This is a genomic window from Actinomadura madurae (assembly GCF_047130825.1).
GTDB lineage: Bacteria > Actinomycetota > Actinomycetes > Streptosporangiales > Streptosporangiaceae > Spirillospora > Spirillospora madurae.
In genome coordinates this window covers 8778350-8801540 of record NZ_CP083237.1, presented here as the reverse complement: position 1 = coordinate 8801540, position 23191 = coordinate 8778350, and the positions used below count along the sequence as shown (strand labels likewise).

The 23191-nt window shown below is 71.0% G+C and carries 18 protein-coding genes and 2 pseudogenes; 6 read left to right on the top strand and 14 right to left on the bottom strand.

Going from position 1 to position 23191, the window contains the following annotated elements; all coding sequences use genetic code 11:
* Nucleotides 1-4: 4 nt before the first annotated feature.
* The gene (locus tag K8Z49_RS41125; protein WP_111831873.1) at nt 5-928 is read left to right on the top strand and encodes a LysR family transcriptional regulator; all 924 of its coding nucleotides are present in this window, start codon (nt 5-7) and stop codon (nt 926-928) included.
* 52 nt (nt 929-980) lie between these two features.
* Here the strand turns inward: K8Z49_RS41125 and fusA are convergent, their stop codons facing one another.
* Complete coding sequence (gene fusA, locus K8Z49_RS41120; RefSeq protein WP_412516728.1) at nt 981-2990, bottom strand: elongation factor G; 2010 nt, start codon at nt 2988-2990, stop codon at nt 981-983.
* Nucleotides 2991-3108: 118 nt separating this feature from the next.
* On the bottom strand, nt 3109-3729 hold the full coding sequence (locus K8Z49_RS41115; protein ID WP_021597377.1) for a GntR family transcriptional regulator: 621 nt from the start codon (nt 3727-3729) through the stop codon (nt 3109-3111).
* A gap of 81 nt (nt 3730-3810) precedes the next feature.
* On the opposite strand from K8Z49_RS41115, the gene K8Z49_RS41110 reads away from it, so the two are divergent.
* Nucleotides 3811-4572: a DUF1932 domain-containing protein gene (locus K8Z49_RS41110; RefSeq protein WP_412516727.1), complete on the top strand. Its 762-nt coding sequence runs from the start codon at nt 3811-3813 to the stop codon at nt 4570-4572.
* A 224-nt stretch (nt 4573-4796) separates the two neighbouring features.
* On the opposite strand, the gene K8Z49_RS41105 is transcribed toward K8Z49_RS41110, so the two are convergent.
* The 4 genes from K8Z49_RS41105 to K8Z49_RS41090 all read right to left on the bottom strand — a co-directional run bounded on the left by K8Z49_RS41105 (nt 4797) and on the right by K8Z49_RS41090 (nt 8614).
* Nucleotides 4797-5840 (bottom strand): 4-oxalomesaconate tautomerase, encoded by a 1044-nt coding sequence (locus tag K8Z49_RS41105; protein WP_021595078.1) that lies wholly within the window; start codon nt 5838-5840, stop codon nt 4797-4799.
* Nucleotides 5837-6535 carry a 4-carboxy-4-hydroxy-2-oxoadipate aldolase/oxaloacetate decarboxylase gene (locus tag K8Z49_RS41100; RefSeq protein WP_021595077.1) on the bottom strand — a complete coding sequence of 233 codons (699 nt, stop codon included), beginning with the start codon at nt 6533-6535 and terminating at the stop codon, nt 5837-5839. Before K8Z49_RS41100 ends, K8Z49_RS41105 begins: the two co-directional genes overlap by 4 nt.
* On the bottom strand, nt 6532-7272 hold the full coding sequence (locus tag K8Z49_RS41095; RefSeq protein WP_024935403.1) for a PIG-L deacetylase family protein: 741 nt from the start codon (nt 7270-7272) through the stop codon (nt 6532-6534). The genes K8Z49_RS41100 and K8Z49_RS41095 overlap by 4 nt, the downstream gene beginning before the upstream one ends.
* Before the next feature lie 133 nt (nt 7273-7405).
* Nucleotides 7406-8614: a YncE family protein gene (locus K8Z49_RS41090; protein WP_412516726.1), complete on the bottom strand. Its 1209-nt coding sequence runs from the start codon at nt 8612-8614 to the stop codon at nt 7406-7408.
* Between the two features lie 140 nt (nt 8615-8754).
* On the opposite strand from K8Z49_RS41090, the gene K8Z49_RS41085 reads away from it, so the two are divergent.
* Nucleotides 8755-9438, top strand: coding sequence for a TetR/AcrR family transcriptional regulator (locus K8Z49_RS41085; protein WP_412516725.1), 684 nt, complete (start codon nt 8755-8757; stop codon nt 9436-9438).
* Here the strand turns inward: K8Z49_RS41085 and K8Z49_RS41080 are convergent.
* The 8 genes from K8Z49_RS41080 to K8Z49_RS41045 all read right to left on the bottom strand — a co-directional run bounded on the left by K8Z49_RS41080 (nt 9365) and on the right by K8Z49_RS41045 (nt 21222).
* Nucleotides 9365-10210 carry a VOC family protein gene (locus K8Z49_RS41080; RefSeq protein ID WP_412516724.1) on the bottom strand — a complete coding sequence of 282 codons (846 nt, stop codon included), beginning with the start codon at nt 10208-10210 and terminating at the stop codon, nt 9365-9367. The two genes, K8Z49_RS41085 and K8Z49_RS41080, sit on opposite strands and share 74 nt — an antisense overlap.
* A gap of 98 nt (nt 10211-10308) precedes the next feature.
* Nucleotides 10309-10863 carry a hypothetical protein gene (locus K8Z49_RS41075; RefSeq protein WP_075022159.1) on the bottom strand — a complete coding sequence of 185 codons (555 nt, stop codon included), beginning with the start codon at nt 10861-10863 and terminating at the stop codon, nt 10309-10311.
* 7 nt (nt 10864-10870) lie between these two features.
* Nucleotides 10871-12118 (bottom strand): alpha/beta hydrolase, encoded by a 1248-nt coding sequence (locus K8Z49_RS41070; RefSeq protein WP_021595071.1) that lies wholly within the window; start codon nt 12116-12118, stop codon nt 10871-10873.
* A 133-nt stretch (nt 12119-12251) separates the two neighbouring features.
* The gene (locus K8Z49_RS41065) at nt 12252-13511 is read right to left on the bottom strand and encodes a TIGR02679 family protein (RefSeq protein ID WP_412516723.1); all 1260 of its coding nucleotides are present in this window, start codon (nt 13509-13511) and stop codon (nt 12252-12254) included.
* Nucleotides 13508-17563, bottom strand: coding sequence for a TIGR02680 family protein (locus K8Z49_RS41060; RefSeq protein WP_412516722.1), 4056 nt, complete (start codon nt 17561-17563; stop codon nt 13508-13510). The genes K8Z49_RS41065 and K8Z49_RS41060 overlap by 4 nt, the downstream gene beginning before the upstream one ends.
* A complete protein-coding gene (locus K8Z49_RS41055; RefSeq protein WP_412516721.1) occupies nt 17560-18744 on the bottom strand; it encodes a TIGR02678 family protein in 1185 nt (394 codons plus the stop codon). The genes K8Z49_RS41060 and K8Z49_RS41055 overlap by 4 nt, the downstream gene beginning before the upstream one ends.
* Entirely contained in the window at nt 18741-20282 is a 1542-nt protein-coding gene (locus tag K8Z49_RS41050; protein ID WP_412516720.1) for a TIGR02677 family protein, read from the bottom strand. Before K8Z49_RS41050 ends, K8Z49_RS41055 begins: the two co-directional genes overlap by 4 nt.
* 103 nt (nt 20283-20385) lie before the next feature.
* Entirely contained in the window at nt 20386-21222 is an 837-nt protein-coding gene (locus tag K8Z49_RS41045; protein ID WP_412516719.1) for a hypothetical protein, read from the bottom strand.
* Between the two features lie 404 nt (nt 21223-21626).
* On the opposite strand from K8Z49_RS41045, the gene K8Z49_RS41040 reads away from it, so the two are divergent.
* From K8Z49_RS41040 to K8Z49_RS41030, 3 genes and pseudogenes are all read left to right on the top strand, one after another.
* Complete coding sequence (locus K8Z49_RS41040; RefSeq protein ID WP_412516718.1) at nt 21627-21896, top strand: hypothetical protein; 270 nt, start codon at nt 21627-21629, stop codon at nt 21894-21896.
* A 326-nt stretch (nt 21897-22222) separates the two neighbouring features.
* Nucleotides 22223-22560, top strand: a pseudogene (locus K8Z49_RS41035) (DUF7008 domain-containing protein).
* Nucleotides 22561-22723: 163 nt separating this feature from the next.
* A pseudogene (locus tag K8Z49_RS41030) lies at nt 22724-23181 on the top strand (DUF7008 domain-containing protein).
* The last annotated feature ends 10 nt before the right edge of the window (nt 23182-23191 follow it).

Here is a 23191-nt window from a genome sequence, read left to right as displayed (position 1 = left end):
CGGTATGACGCTGACGCAGCTCGGCGCTTTCGTCCTCGTCGCCCGGCTCGGCTCGGTTAAGGAGGCCGCGCGGGCGCTGAACGTGAGCGAGCCCGCCGTGTCGCAGGCGCTCGCCGCGCTGCGCCAGCACCTCGGCGACCCGCTGCTGGTCCGCGGGCCCGGCGGGATGACGCTGACCGAGGGCGGCGCGCGCCTGCTGCCGATCGCGTCGCAGATGGTGGTGCTCGGCGCGGAGGCGGAGGGCGCGGTCCGCGCGGCCCGGGGCGCGCCCGAGGCGCTGCGGGTCGTCGCCGTCCCCGCCATCGCCGAGTTCGTCGCGACCCCGCTGCTGGACGCGTTCGCCGCCCGCTCGTCCCGTCCCGTCGAGGGCAGCGCGGGCGTCGTCGCCGGGCGCGAGATGCCCGTCCTGCTGCACAACCGCCTCGCCGACGTCGCCCTCGGGCCCCGCCTCGCCGACGACCCGGGCCTCGTCAGCGAGCCCGTCTACCGCGCCGCCCTGGTCGCCGTGGGCACGGTCCCCGCCCCGCGCCCGCTGTGGCTGGTCGACCCGTCCGGCACCGACCCGGGCAGCGAGACCGCGCGGCTGCTGCGCCGGCTGAAGGTGCCCGAGGACAGGATCCGGGTCTACCCCAACCAGACCGCGGCCTGGGCCGCCGCAGCGGACGGCGACGGCCTCGCGATCGCCCTCGCCCATCTGGTCGCGCCGCGCGTCCAGCGCGGCGAGCTGCACGTCATCGCGACCCCCGCGACCCCGCTGGAGATCCGCTGGCACGCCACGACGCTGGCGCCGGACCGCCGGCCGCCGCCGGCCGGGGTGTTCCGCCGGTTCCTGGCGACCGCCGAGGCGCTGCACATCATGCGCTCCCCGGGCTCGGGCGTGCCGCCGTCCCGCTTCCGCCCGCCGGTCTACGTGACCATCTGGAGCTGACCGGGGCCGCACCTCGGTACGGCCCCGGTCGCGCCTCAGCCCCGGTCGGGCCTCAGCCGGCCGCGATGACGGTCTCGGCGACCGCCGGCGGGACCTCGGCGTAGGCGGCGAACCGCATGGTGAACACGCCGCGGCCCGACGTCGTCCCGCGCAGGTGCCCGACGTAGCCGAACATCTCCGCCAGCGGGACGAGGGCCTGGACGGTCCACGCGCCCGCGCGCTCGCCGGTCCCCTCGATCCGGCCCCGGCGGGAGTTGAGATCGCCGATCACCGCGCCCAGGTACTCCTCGGGGGTGATGACCTCGACGGCCATCACCGGTTCGAGCAGCGCCGGGGACGCGCGCCGGACCGCCTCCCGGAACGCCAGCGAACCGGCGATCTTGAAGGCGAGCTCGGACGAGTCGACCGGGTGGAAGTCGCCGTCCAGGAGGGTGACGCGCACGCCGGTCATCTCGTGCCCGGCGAGCACGCCGGTCTGCATCGCCTCCTGGCAGCCCGCGTCCACGGACGGGATGAACTCCTTCGGGATCCGCCCGCCGGTGACCCGGTTGACGAACTCGTACCCGTCCTCGATGGGCTCGACGGAGATCTGCACCTTCGCGTACTGGCCCTTGCCTCCCGACTGCTTGCGGTGCGTCAGGTCGACCCGCTCCACCGCCCGGCGGACGGTCTCGCGGTAGGCGACCCGCGGACGGCCGACATTGGCCTCGACGCCGTACTCCTCCTTCATGCGGTCGATGAGGATCTCCAGGTGGAGCTCGCCCATGCCGCCGATGACGGTCTGCCCGTCCTCGTCGTGGACCTGGAACGACGGGTCCTCCTCCGAGAGCCGCTGGACGGCGGCGCCCAGCCGTTCCACGTCGGCCTTGGACCTCGGCTCGATCGCGACCTCGATCACCGGGGCCGGGAAGTCCATGGACTCCAGGACCACCGGATGGGCGGCGTCGCACAGCGTCTCGCCGGTGGTGGTCTGCTTCAGGCCCATGACGGCGACGATGTCGCCCGCCCCGGCCGAGGCGATCTCCTCCCGCGCGTCCGCGTGCATGCGGTAGATCTTGCCGATCCGCTCCTTGCGCTCCTTCACGCTGTTCAGCACCTGCGCGCCCGCCACGAGACGCCCGGAGTAGATCCGGACGAACGTGAGCCGGCCCAGGTGCCGGTCGGCCATGATCTTGAAGGCGAGCGCGGCCAGCGGCCGGTCGTCCGAGACGTCCTGCACGTCCAGCGGTGACGGCAGGTACCGCACGACCGCGTCGAGCAGGGGCTGGACGCCCTTGTTCTTGAACGCGCTCCCGCACAGCACCGGGGTGACGGCGGACGCGACCGTGAGCCGCCGGACGGCCGCGTGCAGCTGCTCCTCGGACGGCTCCGTGCCGGCCAGGTACAGCTCCATGGCCTCCTCGTCGCGCTCGGCGACCGTCTCGATGAGCGCGGCCCGCCACGCGCGGACGTCCTCGGCCATGCCCGGCGGGACGCCGGTGACCGCGTACTCCCCGTCCGACCAGACGCGGGCGCGCTCGGAGACGAGGTCGACGACCCCGGCGAACCCGGCCTCGGCGCCGATCGGCAGCTGCATGACCAGCGGGACGGCCCCGAGCCGCTCCCTGATCATGCCGACGCAGCGCGCGAAGTCCGCGCCCGCCCGGTCGAGCTTGTTGACGAAGCAGATCCGCGGCACGCCGTACCGGTCGGCCTGGCGCCACACCGTCTCCGACTGCGGCTCGACGCCCGCGACGCCGTCGAACACGGCCACGGCGCCGTCGAGCACGCGCAGGCAGCGTTCGACCTCGATGGTGAAGTCGACGTGGCCCGGCGTGTCGATCAGGTTGATGGTGTGCCCGTCCCAGTGGCAGGTCGTGGCCGCGGACGTGATGGTGATGCCGTGGTCGCGCTCCTGCTTCATGAAGTCCAGCGCCGTGTTGCCGTGGTGGACCTCGCCGATGCGGTGCGACACGCCGGTGAAGAAGAGGATGCGCTCGGCGGTCGTCGTCTTCCCGGCGTCGATGTGCGCCATGATCCCGATGTTGCGGACCTTGGTCAGAGCAAGGGTCGTGGTTGTCATCGGGGATCCTCCTCTTCTCTCTGATGACGACCGCCGCCGGGCAAGATCGCCCTGTGCGGCACCGTGACCGTAACGGCCGGGAGAGGAGGACCGCGAAGGGTTTTCCGCTACGGCGCCGCTACGGGGCTATCTCGCGGAGCGTCTCGATGACGCTGCGGAGGTGGGCGCGGGCCGCCTCCTCGGCGGCGGCGGGGTCGCGGGCGGCGATGGCGTCGATGATGTCCAGGTGCTGCGGGAGGGAGACCTGGGGCCGGCCGGGGTGCATGGCCAGCCGGAACTGGTGCCGGACGTTCTGGGCGCGCAGCCGCTCCAGCACCTCCGACGCCGTGGCCTGGCCGCTGACCTCGCGGACGCGGCTGTGCAGGCGCTCGTTGAGCCGGGAGTAGCCGAGCACGTCGCCGGACGCGACCGCGGTCCGCATCGCCTCGCCGATCTCCTGGAGGGCGGCGACGTCGGCCGGGGTGGCGCGCTCGGCGGCCTTGGCGGCGCACAGCCCCTCGATCACCATCCGCACCTCGGAGATCTCCACGGCCTCCTCCAGGGACACGGCGCGGACGCGGGCGCCGCGGTTCTGGACGCGCTCGATCAGGCCCTCGTTGGCGAGCTCGACGAGCGCCGCCCGCACGCCGGCGCGGCTCGCGGCGAACCGCTCGGACAGGTCGGCCTCGATCAGCCGCTGGTTCGGGACGAACTCGCCGCTCAGGATCGCCTCGCGGATCCCGGCCACCACGTCGCTCACGGGGTCCCCCAGATTGTCGCCAATTTTGTCGCTGATCTAGGGTAGCCGGTGACGCGGATGCCGGACGCGAGGGAGGGACGCATGACGGTCATCGCCGTACTGGGGCTCGGTGAGGCGGGCGGCGCGATCGCGCGCGACCTCGTGGCGGCGGGGGCGGTCGTGCGCGGCTACGACCCGCTCGTCGCGGCGTCCGGCGGGATCGTCCAGGCCGGAAGCGAGAGGGAGGCCGCGTCCGGCTCCGACCTCGTGCTGAGCGTCAACAGCGCGCACGACGCGGTCGCGGCCTTCAAGGCCGGGATCGGCGGGGTCGGGGACGGCGCGGTCTGGGCGGACCTGAACACCGGGTCGCCGGGCCTGAAGCGGGAGCTGGACGGCATCGCCCGGCAGGGCGGCGTCCCGTTCGCCGACGTCGCGATCATGGCGCCGGTGCCCGGCCGCGGGCTGCGCACGCCGATGCTGGCCGCCGGGGACGGCGCCGCCCGCGCCGCCGCCCTGCTCGGCCCGCTCGGCGCCCGCGTCGAGGTCATGGACGCCGAGGCCGGCGCGGCCGCGGGCCGCAAGCTGCTCCGCAGCGTGTTCTTCAAGGGGCTCGCCGGGTCGGTCGTCGAGGCACTGGAGGCGGCGCGGGCGGCCGGCTGCGAGGACTGGCTGCGCGGCAACATCGTCGAGGAGCTGTCCGCGGCCGGCGAGCACACCGTGGACCGGCTCGTGGACGGGACGTACAAGCACGCCGTCCGCCGCGCCGCCGAGATGGAGGCCGCGGCGACCATGCTGGACGAGCTCGACGTCCCGCCCACCATGGCCGCGGCCAGCCGCGACCTGCTGAGGCGCCTGTCCGGCTGACCGGCCGCTTCCCTTCACCCCGCTACGGATACTCGACCGGCGGAGTTCCATGGGTGTGGAAGGACTCGCTGGTCTTCAGCCCCCACGCCTGGCCCTCGGCGCGCTCGGCCTGCCGGCTCAGGCGGCGCCTCGTACCACTCCGACTCCCAGTAGAGCTCCAGTTCGTGGCCGTCCGGGTCGCAGCGGCTCGACATGGCTCAGCTGCGCGATCTCGTGCTTGATGGTCACCGGGACCTCCGGGGGAAGACGGTTCCGTCGAAGAGCCTGCGGGCCGTCCGGACGATCCCGGCCCGGCGGACGGCGGTGCCGTCGAGCTCGACCGTCACGTCCAGCCGCCCGGTGGGGTGCTCGATGCCGAGAGGCGCCCCGTTCGGCGGCGGCTCGGCGAGGTCGTGGCCCACCGCGCCGTCGATCAGCACCGCGGTGGCGACGGTGACGGCGCCGAGCACGCCGATCGAGGTGTGCATCTCCAGCGGGATGAACGTGCGGGTGCTGATCAGCCCGCCGTCGCGAGGCGGCGCGACGAGCGTCGTCTTCGGCACCGAGGACCGGCCGACGTCGCCGAGCCCCATCCGCTCGCCGGCCTTGAGCCGGAGCGACCGCACCCGGTCGCGCAGGTGCGACAGGTCGCTCTCGTACCCGGTGGCGCCGAACGAGGACGCGGCGGCGACCACCACCGGCATCCCGTTGTCGACGCAGGTGACCTCGATACCGTCGATCACATCGCGGGGACGGCCGGTGGGAAGCAGCGCCCCGCAGGACGATCCTTCCGTCCCCGCGAAGTCCAGATCGATCCGCGCGGCGGTGCCGGGCACGCCGGAGATCGCGGTGTCCCCGTCGTAGTCCACGGTGCCGCCCGGGGTGGGGAACGTCGCGGTCGCCACGCTGCCGGAGTTGAGCATCCGGATGCGGACGCCCGTCCGGTCCGGGCCCGCCGCGACCAGGCCGCGCTCGACGGCGAACGGCCCCACGCCCGCGAGCAGGTTCCCGCAGTTCTGCCGGTCGGAGACGGTCGCCTCCGCCACGCCGAGCTGCAGGAACAGGTAGTCGACGTCGGCGTCCGCGGCGGCGGACGGAGACACGATCGCGACCTTGCTGGTCAGCGGGTGCGCCCCGCCGATCCCGTCGATCTGCCGGGCGTCCGGGCTGCCCATGATCCGCAGCAGCAGGTCGTCGCGCTCGGCGGCGCCGGGCGGCAGGTCGGCGGCCAGGAAATAGGCCCCCTTGGACGTGCCGCCCCGCATCAGCATGCAGCGGACACCGCTCATGAGGTGCCGTGCTCGCCGTACTCGACGTACTCGATGCCCATCCCGGCGAGCCGGTCGCGGAGCCCGTACCGGTCGATCCCCAGCTCGCCCTTCTGGAACGCCGCCCTGGTCGCGGCCTCCTTCTCCTCGCGCGCCCGCGCGGCGGTCACCGCGTCCGCGACGGACTCGCGCGGGACGCACATCACCCCGTCGTCGTCGGCGAGGACCGCGTCGCCCGGCCGGATCACCTGCCCGCCGATCGTCACCGGGACGTTGACCGCCCCCGGCGTGGCCTTCACCGTCCCCTGCGCGCTGACGGCCGCCGACCACACGGGGAAGCCCATCGCGTGCAGCTCCGCGACGTCCCGCACGCCCGCGTCGATGACCAGCCCCCGCACGCCCCGGTACTGCAGCGCGGTCGCGAACAGCTCGCCGAACATCCCGTCGGTGGACGGCGACGTGGTCGTCACCACCAGCACGTCCCCGGGGCGGCACTGCTCGACCGCGACATGGATCATCAGGTTGTCGCCCGGCCACGACAGCACCGTCACAGCCGTCCCGGCGATCCGCGAGCCGAGGTGGACCGGGCGGATCGACGGGCCGAGGTAGCCCGTCCGCCCGGTCGCCTCGTGGACGGTCGCCACGCCGTACCCGGCCAGCGCGTCCACGGACGCGGCCTCGGCGCGCGGGGGGTTCGTGACGACGACCGTCCTCACGCCAGCTCCCCCGTCGTCTGCGGGTACACCCGGACGTACGCCTCGGCGCGCGTGTCGTGCGGCAGCCCGAGGTTCGGCCCCGCGTTGCGCTTCAGCTGGACGCCGCGCCGCTTGGCGAGGTCGGTGTAGTAGTCCCACATGTGCTGCTGCGCGGGCAGGCACTCCATCGCCTTGCGCTTGCGGTCGAACACCGGCGTGATGTCCAGGAGCACGTCGGGCTTGAAGTCGCACTGCTCCGGCTGGTGCGGCTCGAAGAAGAACACCGGCGGCGCCCCGAGCGGCTCGCCCGGCGCCTCGTAGCCGATCGCCTGGGCGAGCACCCGGGCCTGCAACGCCATCCGCGCCGCCGCCGGATGGTCGCCGTTGTAGGGATCGGCCAGCGTGTGCGTCAGGACGACCGCCGGCTCGAACTCGCGGTACACCCGGACGAGGCGGTCGACCAGCTCGGGCGTCTCGCGCAGGGGGTAGTCGCCGGCGTCCAGGAACTCGATCTCGGCGCCCAGCTCCGCCGCCGCGGCCTCCGCCTCGCCGCGCCGCAGCTCCTTGATCTCCGCCAGGCCCTTGCCCTCCCGCCACGCGCGGGCGGACTCGCCGCGCTCGCCGTAGCTCAGGCAGACCACCTTCGCGCGGTCGCCGCGCGCCGTGGCCAGGGCGATCGCGCCGGCGGCGCGCCACACGAAGTCGCCCGCGTGGGCGCTGACGACGAGGAGAGGACTGGAGGGGGCACTAGTACTCATGCCCCCCACCCTCAGCCTTGTAACCCAAATTGTCAACAATCCTGCGTACATTAGCGGCGCCCGTGCGGGCGCACGCAAAGGTCACCGCGCGGCCCGGCGGGGGAGGCGGGCCGCGCGGTGACTGGTCCCGGGCTCAGCCCCTGGCGGGGTCGAGCGAGGCGACGGCTTCGACGGTGAGCTTCGCGGCCCGCTCCCGCTGCGGGAACCGGCCGACGTCGATGCGGGCGACCTCCCGGGCCGTCCGGTAGTCGACGACGGAGACCTGGTCCTCCTCGGCGAGGGAGACGAAGCAGTCCCGGCCGTTCGGGCTGGTCTGCGTCCAGTACGGCAGCGCGTCCGTCGGGTAGTGGACGGTCCCGTCCGTCGTCAGGCCCGGACGGGAGACGATCGAGACGTAGTCGTCGATGGTCCCCGCCACGCACAGCTTGGACTCGTCGGGGTTCATGGCCATGCCGTGGTGCGCGGAGTTCTGCGGATAGTCGTCCGGCTTCATCTGGGCGGCCTTGTCGCTGAACGGCATCCGCACCGTCCGGGTGATCCGGCCGGCGGTCAGGTCGTACTCGACGAACCCGTTGAGGTAGGACAGCTGCGCGTACATCGTCCGGTTGTCGCGGGTGAACGCGGCCGGGCGGATCCCGTACTCGAAGGTGTAGGTGCGCAGCGGCCGGAACGTCGACGCGTCGACCGCGGTGACGGCCTTCGACCCCTTCAGCCCGTTGAGGAGCTTCGGCAGCGACGTGACGCCGATGCTGGAGTTGTAGACGATCCTCCCGTCCGGCGAGTAGTCGTTGGCGTGCGGGTAGGTGCCGGTGGCGAAGGTCGTCTCCAGCTCGCCGGTGGCGGTGTCGATGACCTCGGCCTTGCTCGCCGTGGTGGCGGAGACGATGAACCGCGTCCCGTCCGGCGACAGCGCGGCGTGGTCGGCCTTGAAGCCCTCGGTCTTGCGCCGCCACAGCATCCGCTTCGAGGCGATGTCGAACGCGACGGCGTCCGACAGGGCGCCCCGGGAGACGTAGATGGTGCTGCCGTCCGGGGAGACGGCCATGTCGTCGACGAGCTTGCGGTAGCCCTGCGCGGCGTTGACGGTCTCGTACCCGATGCGCTCCACCGGCGTCATGGCGTCCAGGCGTTCCTGGAGGTCGGGGACGACGTTGATGGAGCCGAGGTTGGCGTAGGTAGCGGTGTCGATGAAGCTGACGGTGCCGCCCTGGCCGTTGCCGACGGCCATCACGTCCCGGAGCGGGCCGGCCGCCCGCGCGGGGATGGCACCGGTGATCGCCGTCATCGCGAGGACGGCGGCGGCCAGCAGCGCGGTACCACGTCGGAGACTTCGGGAAGGCATCGTGTCCTCCAGGAGGGGGTGGGTCTCCGGTGTGAAAATGGTCGTGTTCGAACCCTGGTTACTGGACAGTAAGGCAGGGTGATGTGCCGCACAAGACCCCATTTGCGGGAAAATGCCGTCCAGCAAGCGGAGGGAGCGACGTGGCGGGCAGGCGCGCGACACCGACCGGCAGGTACGGCGGCCGGTCCGCCGCCGAGCGCCGCGCCGAGCGCCGCCGCCGGTTCCTGGACGCCGGCCTGGAGATGTTCGGCCGCGGCCCCGGCTACCGGGGCACCACGGTCGCGGCGCTCAGCGAGGCGGCCGGGCTGTCCACCCGCCAGTTCTACGAGGAGTTCCGCACCCTGGAGGACCTCCTCGCCGACCTGCACCTCGAAGTGAACGACGCCGCCGAGCGCGACGTCGTCGCCGCGCTCCCGTCCGTCGAGGGCCTCGCACTGGCCGAGCGCACCGCCCGCCTCTTCCGCGCCTACGCCGCCGGCATCACCGCCGACCGCGCCCGGATCCGCATCGCCTTCGTCGAGATCGTCGGCGTCAGCCCCCGGATGGACCGCCAGCGCCTCACCCGGCGCGCCCGCTGGGTCGACTTCATCTGCGCCGAGGCGGCCGCCGCCGCCGACCGCGGCGAGATCGCCGACCGCGACTACCGGATCGCCGCCACCGCCTTCATCGGCAGCATCAACGGCCTCCTGCACGACTGGAGCGCCGGCTGGGTCGACGCCACCCTCGACGAGGTCATCGACGAACTCGTCCTCATGCTCCTCGGCCGCCTCCGCGCCCCGGATCGTCCGGCGGGATCGACGGACGGCGGCCGGGCGCCGGAGTGAAGAGCCCCAGGCGGGCGCCGGTCGGGTCGATGAGGACGGAGAAGCGGCCCGGACCGACCTCGGTCGGCGGGAGGAGGACCCGGGCGCCGAGATCGACGGCCTTCTCCGTGGCGGCGACGGGGTCGGTCACCCAGAAGTAGGGGATCCAGTGGGCGGTGAAGTCCGGCGGGAAGCGGTCGTCGAGCTTGACCATGCCGCCCAGGGACCAGTCGCCGACCCTCCAGTTGGTGTAGGGGGCGCCGCCGGCCAGGTACTGGCGCTCGACCGCGTCCCATCCGAAGACCTTGCCGTAGAAGTGCCGCGCCTCCTCGATGTCCTCGCAGGCCAGCTCCACCCAGCACCGGGCGGACGGCTCGTCGGCCACGCCCGCGCCCACCGACCGGTCGAACGGCAGCCACAGCGCGAACTCGGCGCCCTGGGAGTCCATGCACACCGCGAAGCGGCCCAGATGCGCGACGTCCGAGGGCTCCACCAGCACCCGCCCGCCCTCGGCCTCCACCACGGCGAGGCTGGCGTCGATGTCGTCGCTGCGGAAGAAGCAGGTCCAGGACGGGGGCTGGGTGTCGTCGGCGAGCTCCTGCATCCCGGCGACCTCCGGCCCGCCGACGTCGGCGAGGGTGAACATGAGGTAGTCGTTCCGCCCCGGGATGGCCAGCTCGTAGACGTACCAGCCGAACAGCCCGCAGTAGAACCGCCTGGACGCCTCCAGGTCCGGGGTGCCCAGATCGGTCCACGCCGGGAAGCCGGGAGGGATGGCGGTCACCTCGGGCATCGCCGGTCCCGCATAGCTCGCATGACGTCCACGCTAGGGACGCCCGCGCCATCGACGGTTTCCGGAATGGCCAAGATCGCCCCAACATTTCGGACAGGTCAGACACTCACCACCGTCTGGAGGAGGCCCCAGACGAAATGGGCGACGTAGGTGGTCCCGTCCGGTGCGGTGAGGGTCGCGTGCCAGCGGCTCGGCGCGTCGCCGTCCTGGTGCGCCACCGCACCGAACCGCTCGTCGACGTCACCGACCACGCAGGACCACGGGACGAGGTCGTCGACGGTCTCCAGCCGCGGCACCGGGGCGCCCTCGTCCCGGACGAGCCATTCGTGCACGACCGTCCCGTCCGGGGCCATGAGAATCTCGAAGCGCAGGCCCGGCCAGAGCGGAAACGGCGGCCACCGCGCCACGTCGCAGACGACGTCCCCGATCCGGCGCTCCGCGACGGTCGCGGGCCCGAGGACCGCCTCGTAGCGGCGGCGCCCGCGGGGGAACGTCCGGGACCGGACGATGCGCTGCCAGCGCGCGTTGATCTCGCGCATCTCGGTGCGGTCGGCGCCGAGCGAGCGCATCGCGTCCTCGACGAGCTCCGGCTGGTAGTCGGCCATCCGGCGGAGCAGCACGAGCTGGAACTCCCGCCGCGCGAAGCCCTTCACCGCGGGGTCAGGACCTGCCGGCGCCGATGGTCTTGGCGATGGCGGGCCAGCTGCGCCGCAGCTCGACGCGCCAGTACTTCCAGTTGTGCATCCCCGGCCCGTACAGGTGCGAAGTGACGGGGACGCCCGCCCGCTTGGCGGCGGCGACGAAGTTCTCGTTCATGGTGCCGGCGAGCTGCTCGCCGATCCGCCCCGCGTCGTGCGGCGGCGTGTCGGGCTTGTCGTAGGGGCCGGGCTGGCCGTTGCCGGACGAGACGTAGACGCCGACGCCCTTCAGCCTGGCCACGTTCACGGTCGCGTCGTGCGCCCGCCAGTTCGCCCGCGCGGTGATCGGGTCGCCCCAGATGGCGGTGCCCGCCTCGCGGTTCATCGACGTCAGGATGAGCGGCATGCCGGGGGCGGTGATGTTCAGGGCGCCGCTGTAGGACGCGGCGTACTTGAAGATGCGGTGCCGCTCGGCGTAGGTGATCGCGCCCTGCCCGCCGGACGACAGGCCGATCGCGGCGCGCACCGACCCGGCGTGGAAGTTGCGCTCCATCAGCGGGATGACCTCGCGGATGTGGAAGGTCTCCCACTCGGGGATGCCGCCCTTGCCGCCGTTGTACCAGTTGGTATAGGAGCCGTTCCAGCCGCCCTCGGGCATCACGACCATCGCGTTGTACGGCCCGACGACCTGCTCGATGTTGGAGTCCTTCGTCCACGACGTGTAGTTGTTGTTGCCGCCGTGGTACGCGTACACGACCGGCCACGTCTTGGTGGTGCTGGACTTCCAGCTCTTCGGCACCATCACGCGGGTCTTGACCTGCGCGCCCAGCGCGGGCGAGGCGATCGTGACGTCGAAGATCCGCGAGGCGACCTTCTTGACGCCGGTGATGGTGGCGCCGTCGGGCGCCTTGGCGTACTTGCCCGACCCGGCGCCGGGCGGCATGTGCGGCTTCTTGCCGTGGCTGCCCGTGTTCGAGTCGGGGTCGGTGGGGCTCGGCGACCCGCCGCCGGTGCCGAACGGGTTGCCGTTCAGCGGGACGTTCGGCAGCTTCGGGGCCTTCGGTGACGTCGTCGGCGACGCCGGGCCAGGCGCGGACGGCTGCGTGGCGGGCCCGAACGACGGGATGGGCTTGGCGTTCCCGGAAGCCTCCGACCTGCCCTTCGGCACGCCGACCCCGGCCTGCGCGAGCCCGACCATGATGGTCGGCAGCAGCACGGCCGCCGCCGCGGTGCCCGCGATGGCGATCTTCCTGTCGGTACGCTTCTTCATGGCTCCCCAGCTGTCCGGGCCGCCCCAGGCCCGCCGCTCCGCTCGCCCGACGAAACTACTGTCCCCGCCGCCACACCCGCAAGTATTAACACCAAATGCAATAAACGCGAGATATACCGCCCACAGCGCCACTTCACCCTGGCGGGATATCACCCGCAGAATGCGCGGCTCCACGAATTGCTCCGGAGAGGTCGTCCAGCAGCGTCTCGGCCACCATCTCCTCCAAGACCGCGGCGCCTCGGTCTCTCAGCTCGCGGGCCAACCGGGCATCCCACGGGGCATCGCTGATCCGCCCAGGGTCCGGGAGAGCGCCGTCGACCTCGTCCAGAGCAGCGAGATAGTCGCGCGACGACATGCGCCAGGGTCGTGCCCCGGTCCTGGCCATGACGTAAGCGGCGATACGGAGGCCCTCACCGTCGAAGTCACCGTGGTGGTGCAAGGTCGCACCCGCGCCACCGAGAGCGCGCAGCAGCCGCACGGCGGCGCTGTTCGGCCAGCCCGACGAGCACACCAGCGGTGGGCAGCGGTCACCGAACCGCCGCACCGCCAGGGCGACGACCGTGGGATTCTCGGTCACCCACACATCGGGAGCCTCCACACGGGGATCCTGCAAGTCGCGCAATTGCTGGAGCGTCACGACGGAGGCGTGCCCCGCATCCGCCCACATCCGCAGCGTCCGCGCGAGGACACCGTCGCCCGCCGGCCGGAGCCCTGCGACGAGGACGGTCGTGGAAAGGGCGTCGCACTCCACCCCCGAGCGTTCCCACAGGGCCCTGCGTTCCTGGGCGTCGCGCGGCGGCTCGACGCCAAAGCGGAATGATTGAGCGCGCTGAACGAGTCTGGAGAGGCGCTTGCCGTCGTCCAGCGCATGCGAGTCACCGAACAAGCCGGTCGCGAAGACCTGGAGCGGCGTGCCGTCCGACGGCAGGGCGGCCAGCACCTTGAGCGCACGTTCGAGAAGGTCACGCGTGGACGCCACAGACCCGCCGACGAGGCCCTGACGTCGCACCTCCTCGACCCATCCGGACAATGCCGGCTCTCCGGTGACCACCGGATGCCCTGCGAACCAGTCCCACAGGGCGCCGCGTTCGCGTTCCCGTTCCCGCCTGTCACGCGCCCGGTCACCGATCGGTCCGCAGATCGCCTCCGTGAGGGCCCGCGCATCGGACCCGGTGAGTTCATGCAGGACGGTGTCCAAGCGGGTCAGGGAGAGCGTCACCGTGGACGGCGGATAGCGGTCCATCCCGAGCAGGTCGGCCACGGCCGCCCGCTGGTCGCGGTCCAGCCCTTGGACCGTGATACGGCTGACCGCGGTTCCTGTGGAGAAGCGCTTGTGCAGGGTTGCCCACAAAGGCTTCAGATCCGCGGCGCGGAGCCGTTCCGGAATGTTCACCAGGAGACGCCCTCCTCGTCCACGGGTACGGTCCGGTGGCCGTCCCAGATGAACCGCGCCGTCGTCACGGCGTTGTCGCCATCGCCGTCCGCACCGGTGACGAGCTGGTGGATGGCGATGCCGTCAAGTTCCCGGTAGTCGCACCACTCGTGGTCGGACGTCAGCACCATGTCGAGTTCGAGATTCACCAGCAGGTCGAAGACCTGGCCGCGGTTGGCGGTGTCCACACCGACGAACACCTCGTCCAGCAGGATGAAGCGCGGACAGTGTGGATCGGTCTGGTAGTGGGCGGCGACAGCGGCGAAGAGCGGCAGGTGCAGCGCGATCGCCTTCTCCCCACCGGACAGCGCGCCGTGCAGCTTGCGGGTGAGGTCCTGCCAGCCCTTGCCGTCCCCGCGTTCGAGCCGGACGGTGAACCGGTGCCAGGCGGTGTAGTCGAGGACCTCCATGAGCTGCTCCTCCCAGCTCGCCGCGGTGTTCGCCGCCCGCGCCTCCTCCACCCGGTCCCGGAAGAACCGGTAGAGCGCCTCCCGGTCGGCTGCGCTCAGCCGTGTCGGGTCGCGGAGCAGCAGGTCCCTGGCGGCGCGGATGCCCTGGCTCTGCTGCGGATCGACCTGCCAGACCAGCCGCACCGCCACCCGCGACGCCGTCCGCACCCGTTCGAGACGGCGGTTCATGCCGTCCACGAGCTCTGTGGCGCGCCGGATGCGATCGGCCAGGTGCCTGCGCGTGTCGCCCGCGAGCGTCCGGTCGAACAGGTCGCGTTCCTTGTCGGTGATGTCCTGGCGCCGCTGGTCGCGTTCGGCGCTCAGGGCGCTGCTCAGCTCGGCCGCGCCGACGCGCATCCCGTTCATCGTCGCCGTGAGGATCTGGACGTCCTCGTCCTGGACGAGTTCGAGATCGGCCTGGTCTGCCAGGACATCGCGGGCATGGTGCATCGCTTCGGAGAGCCGGTGCTCCGCGTCTCGGACGTTCTTCGGTTCGTGCGGCGTCCGCTCCAGGGACGCACCGACGGAACGCGCACCTTCCAGCGTGGCTTTGACGCCGCCGTCCACATCGAGCCGAACATCGAGCCCGGCATCGGCCGCCAGGTGCCCGGTGGCCAGATACCGGAACCTGGCCGCCGACTGGTCCCGCACGGCGACCGCGTCGTCCCGCTCCTTCTCCGCCGTCCGGACGTCCGCCTCCAGGCTCCCGATGCGCTTCTCCAATCCGAGCAGCGCCTTGCGGAGCGACGCGCGCCGGAGGCCGGACGTCTCGGCCTCGGCCCTGGCCGTCCGGAGGTTCTCCAGCACCTGCCGGTGCTCCACGCCGATCGAGGCGTCTATGGCCGCGAGCCTCTCGGCCGCCTCCGCGTGCTCCTCAGCCGCCTCGCGGGCGCGGCCGGCGGACTCTCCGGCGGTGCTGCCGTAGTCATCAGCCACCTGTTCCGCTGAGGAGGCGCGGGACTCGGCAGAGCGGAGCGCCTCGATGTGCTGGAGCCAGACGCTCCCGTTCTCGCGGAAGTCCCGCACGGCGCCCGCCAAGGCGTCCAGTGCGTGCTCGCTCACGGGCAGTCCATGCTCGGCGCCGAGCGCGGTCAGCGCGCGGAGTGCCGCGGAGACGGCCGTCTCGTGCTCCCGCAGCCGTCTGCCGTCGCGCTCCAGCTCGTCGCCGCGCTGGGCCACCGTGCGCTCCGCGGCGTCCAGTTCCTCGGCCGCCGTCGTGAGCGGCCGGTGGGACGGACGATCCCCCAGCTCGGCGTCCATGGCGTCGCGGGCCCCACGGAGACGGCCAAGCCCGTCATCGCACGCGGCCTCCTCCCCTTCCAGGGCGCCGATCTCCTCGTCGAGTTCGGCGATGCGGCGGCGCCGGGCACGTTCCCTGGCGGTCGCGCCGATGAAGGCGGGCTCCGACTTCGTCCAGCGGCCCGTCATGGTGCCGAGCCGCCAGGACCCGTCCATTCCGATCACCGCGGGGTGGTCGATCTCCAACGCGGTATGCGCCACGGCGATGCCGGACAGCACGGCATGCAGCACGTCCGGCGGCACCGGTGCGCCCGGCTCGGCGACCAGCACCCCGGCCAGGCTCGAACCAGGGGCGGGACGAGCGAGCAGGGCCGCGGCGAAGGCGTCCTGCTCGTCCCGCAGGAGCCCGCCATCGGGCAGAACCCAGGCGTCCAACAGCCCGGCGGCCTGAAGCGCGGCCTCGATACCGGCCTGGGCGTCCGGTGCGACGTCGCCGGCGAACGCGGCCAGGCGCCAGAGCGGGCCGCCCGGCCGTCCCGCGCGGTCAGCGGGACGGGTCTCCTGCGCGTCCGGTTCGACGACCGCCTCTCCCGCGAGCCGGTCGCGCCGCTCGCTCGTGGCGACCAGCTTCTCCGTGACCGCGTCGCGCCGCGTCCGCCACCGGGCCTCCTCGGCAGCGAACCGGTCGATGGCCTCCATGCGGGCGGCGAAGACCAGCTCGTCACATTCCCTGACGTCCTCGACCGCGCCGGCCAGCACCTCGGCGTCCAGCGAAGACAGCTCGACGCAGTCGCGCGCCCACGCTTCGAGCGCCTCGGCCAGCGTGTCCCGTTCGCGGAGGTGCCGCTCGCGGGCCGCGTCGCGCAGGGCCGTCGCCTCGGCCAGCCGTGCGCGGCTCTCATCACGCTCGGACTCCGCGTCCTGGCGGCGATCCACGGCGGTGCCGTGGCGCTGGAGCGCGGTGCGCAGCGCCCCGATCTGATTCTCGCGGTTCCGCACGGCGGCGCGCAGCAGGCCGCTTGCGCGCTGGAGTCCATCCGCCGTCTCCGCACCGGTGGCCGCGGCGGCCTCCTGGTGGACGGCCGCGAGGCCCGCGCGGTCGGCCGCCCGCTGCGCGTCGGCGAGTGCCTGGCCGGTGAGTGACCGCTGCGTCACCGCGTCCGCGCGCAACCGTTCGGCCTCCTGCCTGCGGTTCCGCGCGTCCGTCCCGTGCTTCTCGGCGGTCCGCCGCGCCTCATCCGCCGTCCTCCTGAACCTGCGGACCCTCTCCTGGAGGTCGGCCAGCTCGTGCCCCGCCCGGTAGGCGTCGCTCTCCTTGAGACCGTCGATCCGGGCGGCGAGGGCACGTCCCCGTTCCTCTTCCTCGTCGAGCCGCCGCGCGGTCTCGGCACGCTCGCCGGACGCCGTCCCGTGCTCCTCTCGGCCGGTCCTGGCCTTGGCGGTGAGACCGTCCATCGTGCTGGTCGCCGAGACGAGGCGCGCGGCGGCGGCGCGCAGGACACGCTGGGCGTAGGCGCGCTGCCGGGCGGCGAGCCTGCCGGCCTCCTGGACGTGCTCGTCCAGCCTCCGCAGGTCCTCGCGTTGCCGGTCGAGCCGCTCGAACCCCTCGGCGATCTCGTGGATCTCCCCCTCGCCGAGCGGCGGGAGCGCGCTGGACAGCAGGTCGGAGAGCAGTCCGGGGTCCAGGCGCTCCGACAGCTTGGGAGTGCGGAGCTGCCGCAGCGCGGTGAGGAGCGAGTCGTAGCGCTGTTCGGTGAGCCCGGTATAGAGCGTCCGCCGGACGGTGGTCCGGTACGCGTCCGCCGAGTCATGGACGTCGCCGTGCGCGCCGATCGCCTCGGCCAGCCGCGCACGCGTGAGCGGCTGCATACCGTCTCCGGTCAGGCTCAGCCCTCCAGGGACACCGACGCGCTGCGCCGTGGTGAAGTAGGCGACGGTGACGTTCTTGGTGTTGGACGTGGCCTGCAACCTGGCCCCGCAGGTGAACCAGCGGGGGCCGTCGGCGACGAACTCGAGCCAGACGTAGCCGACGCGGGTCTTGCCCGTGTGGCCGTCGCCCATGAGGTTCCAGTGCATGGTGCGCTCGCTGCCACCGAACGTCGACAGGCGGCTCGGCTTGAGGCTGGCGTCCAGCAGGTACGGCAGCAGCAGTTCCAGAACCTTGCTCTTGCCGCTGCCGTTGGGGCCGCGCAGCAGCAGCCGTCCCTTGTGGAACTCGAACACCTCGTCGTAGTAGCGCCAGATGTTGAGAATGCCGGCGCGTGCGGGCCGCCACCGCGGGGCCGCCTCGGGTGCCTCGGCCGAGACGAGTTCGGTGACGGTCACGGGGACTCCTCCTCGCGGACGCTGTATCGGTGTGCCGCGGGCATCGCCCGCACGAGGCCGTCCCGCTCCGCCGCGAGCCCGAACCCGCGCAGGACGGCGAGGGCGTCATCGGCCAGGCGCCCGGCGCCTCCCTCGGACTGGTAGGCCATCGCCCAGCGCGGGCGGCGTGCCAGCAGCCGCCCGGCCTCCGTAACGAGGTCGGCGTGCGGCGCCTGCCCGTCCCGCGCCAGCCGGTCGAGGATCAGTAGGGCCGCGACCTTGGCATGGCTTCCGTCGTCTGGGAACTTGGAGTCGGTCGCGAGCGCGTCTGTGTCAATGAGCAGGTAGCCCTCGGCGCGCTCTTCGAATTCCAGCCCGGCCTCCTCCGCGGCGCGGCGGAGAATCTGCCGTCCGGTGAGGGAGCCCGCATAGGCGGCCTCGGCCTGGGACAGGTCCGCCCGGTAGACGACCGGGTCGTCCAGGAGCCTGCGCAGCAGGGAGTGGCGGGCCCACAGGTTCCTCTGCGTCTCCGTGGGCTCGTCGGCCCCGTACCTGCCTTCGACGGTCAGCTCGTCCAGGTCGGGCCAGTCCGTCTCCAGAAGCCGCGAAGGGGCGACCGGAGCGGACAGCAGCCGCATCACCCGGGTCGTGTCCACCCGGTACAGGACCTTGGCCTCAGCGCTGTCCAGGTACGCATCGGTCGCCCCGTCGACGGCCGTCACAGCGCCGTAGTGCTCCAGCAGTTTCAGCGCGTCCACGAAGGCTGCGCGTTCGTCCCCCCGGACGGGATCGAAGGCGGGGATCCGGTCATCGGCGGCGGCGGCCTGCACCACCCTTTGCGCGAGCATCCCGATCGTCGTCACCGGCGCCGCCAGCAGTTCGGCCGCGACCAGGCACATCAGCGTGTACCTGCGCCGGTCGAACGGCGCCTTCGTCGACCGCCTCCGCCTCGCGGGACGCGACGGATCGGCGTCCCCCCGAACCTTGACCAGCCGGGCATAACCCTGGCGCGGCTCCATGAACAGGCGCCAGCCGCAGTAGTAGTCGAACCACCGCGCGAGAGCGGAGTGACGCCGCCGCACCAGGTCGAAACCGTCGAGGTCGGTGTGCAGCGAGACCAGTGGCCGCCCCAGCAGCAGCCGGATCGCCCGTGCCAGCTCCTCTTTCTCCGCCTGGACGAGCTGGTTCGCCAGCCTGCTCACGCGCCGGACGCCTTCCGCGCCGGGCCGGCGACCGTGAAGCGGATGTCGACCAGGTAGTCGGGGCCGTGGAACCGGCCGCGTCGAGTGCGCAGTTCCGCTGTGCGCCCGTCCGGCGGCGGCCACAGCCGGACCTCGATCCGGCCGTCGGTCGTCCCTGCCCGCCGCAGCCCGTCAGCGCCGGGCCGCACGGCGAGTGCCCGTCCGATCAGATCCAGAAGCCGCCGCAACGTGTCGTGCTCCACCCGCCCGAACGACGAGAGCCGCACCGGGCCGTCGGTGGCGAGCCACTGCCAGGCCGCCTCCAACTCCGCGCGCTCACGCCGCGCGCGTTCCCGCCGCTCGGCACGCAGGGCCTGGACATCCCGCACCTTGGCGGTCCGTCCCATCCGCTCTGTGCGTCCGCTGGTGCGAAGCAACGCCGACACCTCCACCGGCGGTGTCTCCTCCCAGCCCGCCGCCGTGGGGATGGGCTCGGCGTCCACGTGACCGAGGTGCGCATGCCGCGCGGACGTCAGCCCGAACGCGGTCCCCCAGAGCCGGTGAGCGTCCTCCTCACTCGGCGCGGCGGCGAACCATCGCGCGAGCGTCCGGAAGTCGGCGGCCGCACTCGACGAACGCCGCCGCGACTCGGTGATCCTGTCCAGGACCTGCAACAGCGACACAATCGCCCGGCGCGCCACGTCGTGCAGGTGCCGTACCCGCGGCGTCCCCTCCTCGGGCCGAAACCACGACTCCAGCCCGTCCCACTTCGTCCTCCGCGCGGCCAGCCAGGCGATCCCCGGGTCGGTTCCCTGCACGGGCGGCAGTTCCGCCCCGTCCAGAGCCCGCCTGTGCAGAACGCTGACCCCGCGCTCCTCCACTTCCCCGAGAGCCGTGCAAATGGCATCGGCCCGGACGTCCAGGTTGGTGACGAACTCCTGAAGGTAGGTGACGGTCGCACTCTTGACGTCGCTGAACGTCGCGAGATCGGCGCCCTCTGCCCGCATCAGCCGTTGCAGCTCACCGTTGAACGACTTGGTGTTGTTACGCAGCGCGTCGAGATGCCCCTCCAATTCCTGAAGGGTGGTGAAGATGCGCCGGTTGACCGCCGGATCATCGTCTTTGAGAAGCTCACCCAGCTCCCCCAGCCGATCGGCGATCGCATCCAACACGGCCGTCTGCAACGCGCCGGACGAACTCAGCACGGCCAGCGCGTGCTGCACCCCCGCGAACGCAGCCTCGCCCCTGCGTGTCAGCGAGTACTGAAGGTTCTTCCGCTCGTACTCCTCGGCAGTCGCATAACTGCCCGCATGGTTCTGCACGACATCCAGCAGCTTCCACGCCACGAGCTGCCCCAGCGCTCGCGTCAGCCCGGGATCGTCCACCGGCGCGAAGAACCCGACTTGCCGCAGCCGGTCCCGCACCTGGTCGATCGTCAGCGACGTCTCCAGCCGTTCGTTCGCCTCACCGAACGCGTACATGACCGCCGTGTGCAGATCGGCGCGCTCGGTCGTCGTGAACGAGAACATCCCCTCCGGCACCCGCGGCAACGCAGTCATACGCCGCCGTCCAGCCCCTTGAGGAACTTGATAAGGGCGGTCAGCGCACGGGTGTGCTCCTTCCTGACGCCCTCCGGGCTGAAATGCATGACGTCGTCAGTCCTCAACCGAGCCCAAGTCCACCGAAAGCCCAGGCCTCAGCCATGTGTTCGCGAACCGCGTCCGGCGCGGCGAGCCGCCGGAAGGCACCGGGCGCCGTGCGATACAGGCAGTCCACTCCATATCGATGAAGAAGTCGCACGGAGGCATCCTCGGGCTGGGCGGGGAACAGACCAGAGAGCTTGTCCACAGGCGTTGGGCTATGCGGGACGTAATCCAGGAGTTGCGCCAAGGCCTCGCGTACATACTGGTGGGTCGAACTACTTTTTGCCTCAACGATCTCCGTACCACCGGGTCCGGTTATATGAAGGTCCGTGATACCCACAGGCGTCCGCAAACGCTGGGTCTCATGACCGCTCAGGCTGGTGACGTACTCCCGAACCAGCATGGCCTCAGCGCGCGTGACATGTATCTTCCGAGCGGACGATTGATAGCTGGTCTGGGTGGTGTGGATTGCTTCGAGGCCTACGACCTGAGTGCGCCGAGTGAGGGCCCGAACAACTTCGGCTTCCCGCAGAAGATCCTCTTGGATGGCGGTGGACGTGGTGATGCCAAGCCCCTGCATCAGATTTTCCGCTTTCCTCCCTGTCAAGATTCGAAGCCCCATGAAGTAATCACCTTTATTGAAACCCGGTAGATCCCAGATTTCCTCGTAGCCGATCTCTACAGCCTCAAAACTCAACACACTGTAGACGTTGTTCCAACTACCCTTGCCGGGGTCGGGCGTCCAGAGGGTGTCAGCAAAGGCTGCATTGTCGAAGAGAAAACCCACCTCACCGATACCACGGACCATCTTCTGGCCAGTGAACAGAACAACGTCACCAAAATGCACGCGGGCCATCTTACCGTCCTGAAAAGAGGTGGCTCCCCAGAACCGGGCTCGCCCGGAAGGGTGCAGGCTTGATAGTGCCTGTCTCTGAGCATGCGTCAGGGCGGAGTCACGCGCGGATACAGTGAACGGAACCTCGCGCCCCAAGGTGTCCGCCCACCGTCGTCGGGAGGCCGGATTGCCATAGGACGGTTGTATCACCACGACCGTCATACGTGATCCCCTTCGCCGGATTCGCCGCCTATGTCTGGTGCGAGTATTTTTGCACCCGCCACGGCTTCCTCCGCAAGTGCCTCCCGCCGGTGGATCGCTCAGTGAGTGAGCAACCTGGCCACCGGCCGTTCACGGGCTACCGGGACCTACGAGGGCCGGCTTGAGAACCTGGTGATCGATCTTGTCGTCACCCAATGCTGAGCATGGTCTTCCAGCAGTCCTGCAAAGACGATCACATCATTGACGACGTCTCCTCTCTGGCCGCGTCGAACGGTCTGGACGCGATCGCCACAGCATCCCGATTCGCCGCCGGGCTCTTCGGCCGCGACCACAACTCGCGCGGAAGATCACGTCGTCGTTCATGGAGCGAAGGCCTACTCGACTTCTCACGCCACGCCCGCCCCGGTCCCTGCCGGGAGGAGGACCTGGACGCCATAGCCGTCCCTGTCCATCACTTCACCGACGTGGAGTGAAAGAGTCCAGCCTCAAGCAGCCTCAGAGCGCGACAAAGCGCTCCACGTTCACCGCACCTCGTATTCGGTGCACTGGGTCGACCAGCGTTCCTTCGCGGTAGGCCATCGTCCGCATCTTCCTTCTCATCGCCACCACGAGGGCCACCGGAGCCAAGCGGCTGAGGGCCGTCCCCGACCTGACCTTGACATCACCGTAGACGACTTACCCATCCGCAGTAAGGGAAAGATCGGGCCTCGACCAGGACCGCCAGAAGTTCGACAAGAATCGGATCTGTTCCTAGATCAGGCTCGATGAGCGAGCCTTTGAGATCGTGTTGGCTCGGAAGATGGCTGCGGGTGAGGTCCAGACCCAGTGGTTCGCGCGACTTGGGTCCACGCCGATCACGGAAGTGCCGGAGCACTGGCCGAAAAAGTACAGCCGTGTAGTCGAGAAGCGGATCGAGACAATCGATCAGCGTCCGCAGACGATCGGGCTGATCCAGAGGCCGGAGTACAAGCGTCCTGGGCGTCTGAGCCTTGGGAGAAGAAGAAGGACGCGCTTCGGAACTGGTTGCTCGAACGGTGTGAGGATCGAGGGTTGTGGTTCGCTCTGGATGACAGCGGCGTCGAGCGGCCGAGGATGATGACGGTCGGGCGGTTGGCTGACCGGCTTCAGGATGGGTGAGGAAGTTGAACTGATCGACCGTCCTTAAAAACATCCTCGATGCTGAGCACGTGCTGTTCATTTCAGCGTTGCGCTACAAGGACTCTGGGCTGCGTAAGCGAGCGCAGTGGGAAAAGACGTGGCGGTTGCAGCGGCTTGAGGACGAGAACGGGGGCGGCTCGATATCAAGGTTCTACCTAAGTACACGAGCGCGGACTTCGTCAAGAACTCATACTGGCGGAATCGGGGGAAGCTCGATGTTCCCAAGGAGCGGTTCATCTCGTATCCGGGGCTGGCCCGGATGGGAACAAGACGCTGCTTCTTGGGTGGGCAGGTTGGGATCACGCGGAGCAGGCTCATGCGCTTGTGACGCTCATTGAGGAGCGGACCACTCGGGATGGGTGGGAGCTTGAGCGGCTTATGCCGTTGCTGGCTGGGCTGGACGAAGTGATGCCCTGGGTTAAGCAGTGGTATAGCGAGGTGGATCCGGAGACCGGGTTGAGCCCGGCCGTCGCCTACGAGGGCTACCTCCAGCAGCAGGTGGAGCGGTACCCCGGCCTGTCTCGGGATGAACTCGCCAAGTGGCGGCCTCCGAAGAAGGGCCGGGGGCGCGGTCCGGGCAAGAAGAAGGCGGATGAGTAGGCGGCCGGCC

Excerpts from the sequence above, each read along its gene's own strand:
- K8Z49_RS41125 (WP_111831873.1), top strand. The coding sequence starts at position 5 with ATGACGCTGACGCAGCTCGGCGCTTTCGTCCTCGTCGCCCGGCTCGGC.
- fusA (WP_412516728.1), bottom strand. The coding sequence starts at position 2,990 with ATGACAACCACGACCCTTGCTCTGACCAAGGTCCGCAACATCGGGATC.
- K8Z49_RS41110 (WP_412516727.1), top strand. The coding sequence starts at position 3,811 with ATGACGGTCATCGCCGTACTGGGGCTCGGTGAGGCGGGCGGCGCGATC.
- K8Z49_RS41105 (WP_021595078.1), bottom strand. The coding sequence starts at position 5,840 with ATGAGCGGTGTCCGCTGCATGCTGATGCGGGGCGGCACGTCCAAGGGG.
- K8Z49_RS41095 (WP_024935403.1), bottom strand. The coding sequence starts at position 7,272 with ATGAGTACTAGTGCCCCCTCCAGTCCTCTCCTCGTCGTCAGCGCCCAC.
- K8Z49_RS41090 (WP_412516726.1), bottom strand. The coding sequence starts at position 8,614 with ATGCCTTCCCGAAGTCTCCGACGTGGTACCGCGCTGCTGGCCGCCGCC.
- K8Z49_RS41080 (WP_412516724.1), bottom strand. The coding sequence starts at position 10,210 with ATGCCCGAGGTGACCGCCATCCCTCCCGGCTTCCCGGCGTGGACCGAT.
- K8Z49_RS41070 (WP_021595071.1), bottom strand. The coding sequence starts at position 12,118 with ATGAAGAAGCGTACCGACAGGAAGATCGCCATCGCGGGCACCGCGGCG.
- K8Z49_RS41050 (WP_412516720.1), bottom strand. The coding sequence starts at position 20,282 with ATGACTGCGTTGCCGCGGGTGCCGGAGGGGATGTTCTCGTTCACGACG.
- K8Z49_RS41045 (WP_412516719.1), bottom strand. The coding sequence starts at position 21,222 with ATGGCCCGCGTGCATTTTGGTGACGTTGTTCTGTTCACTGGCCAGAAG.
- K8Z49_RS41040 (WP_412516718.1), top strand. The coding sequence starts at position 21,627 with ATGGTCTTCCAGCAGTCCTGCAAAGACGATCACATCATTGACGACGTC.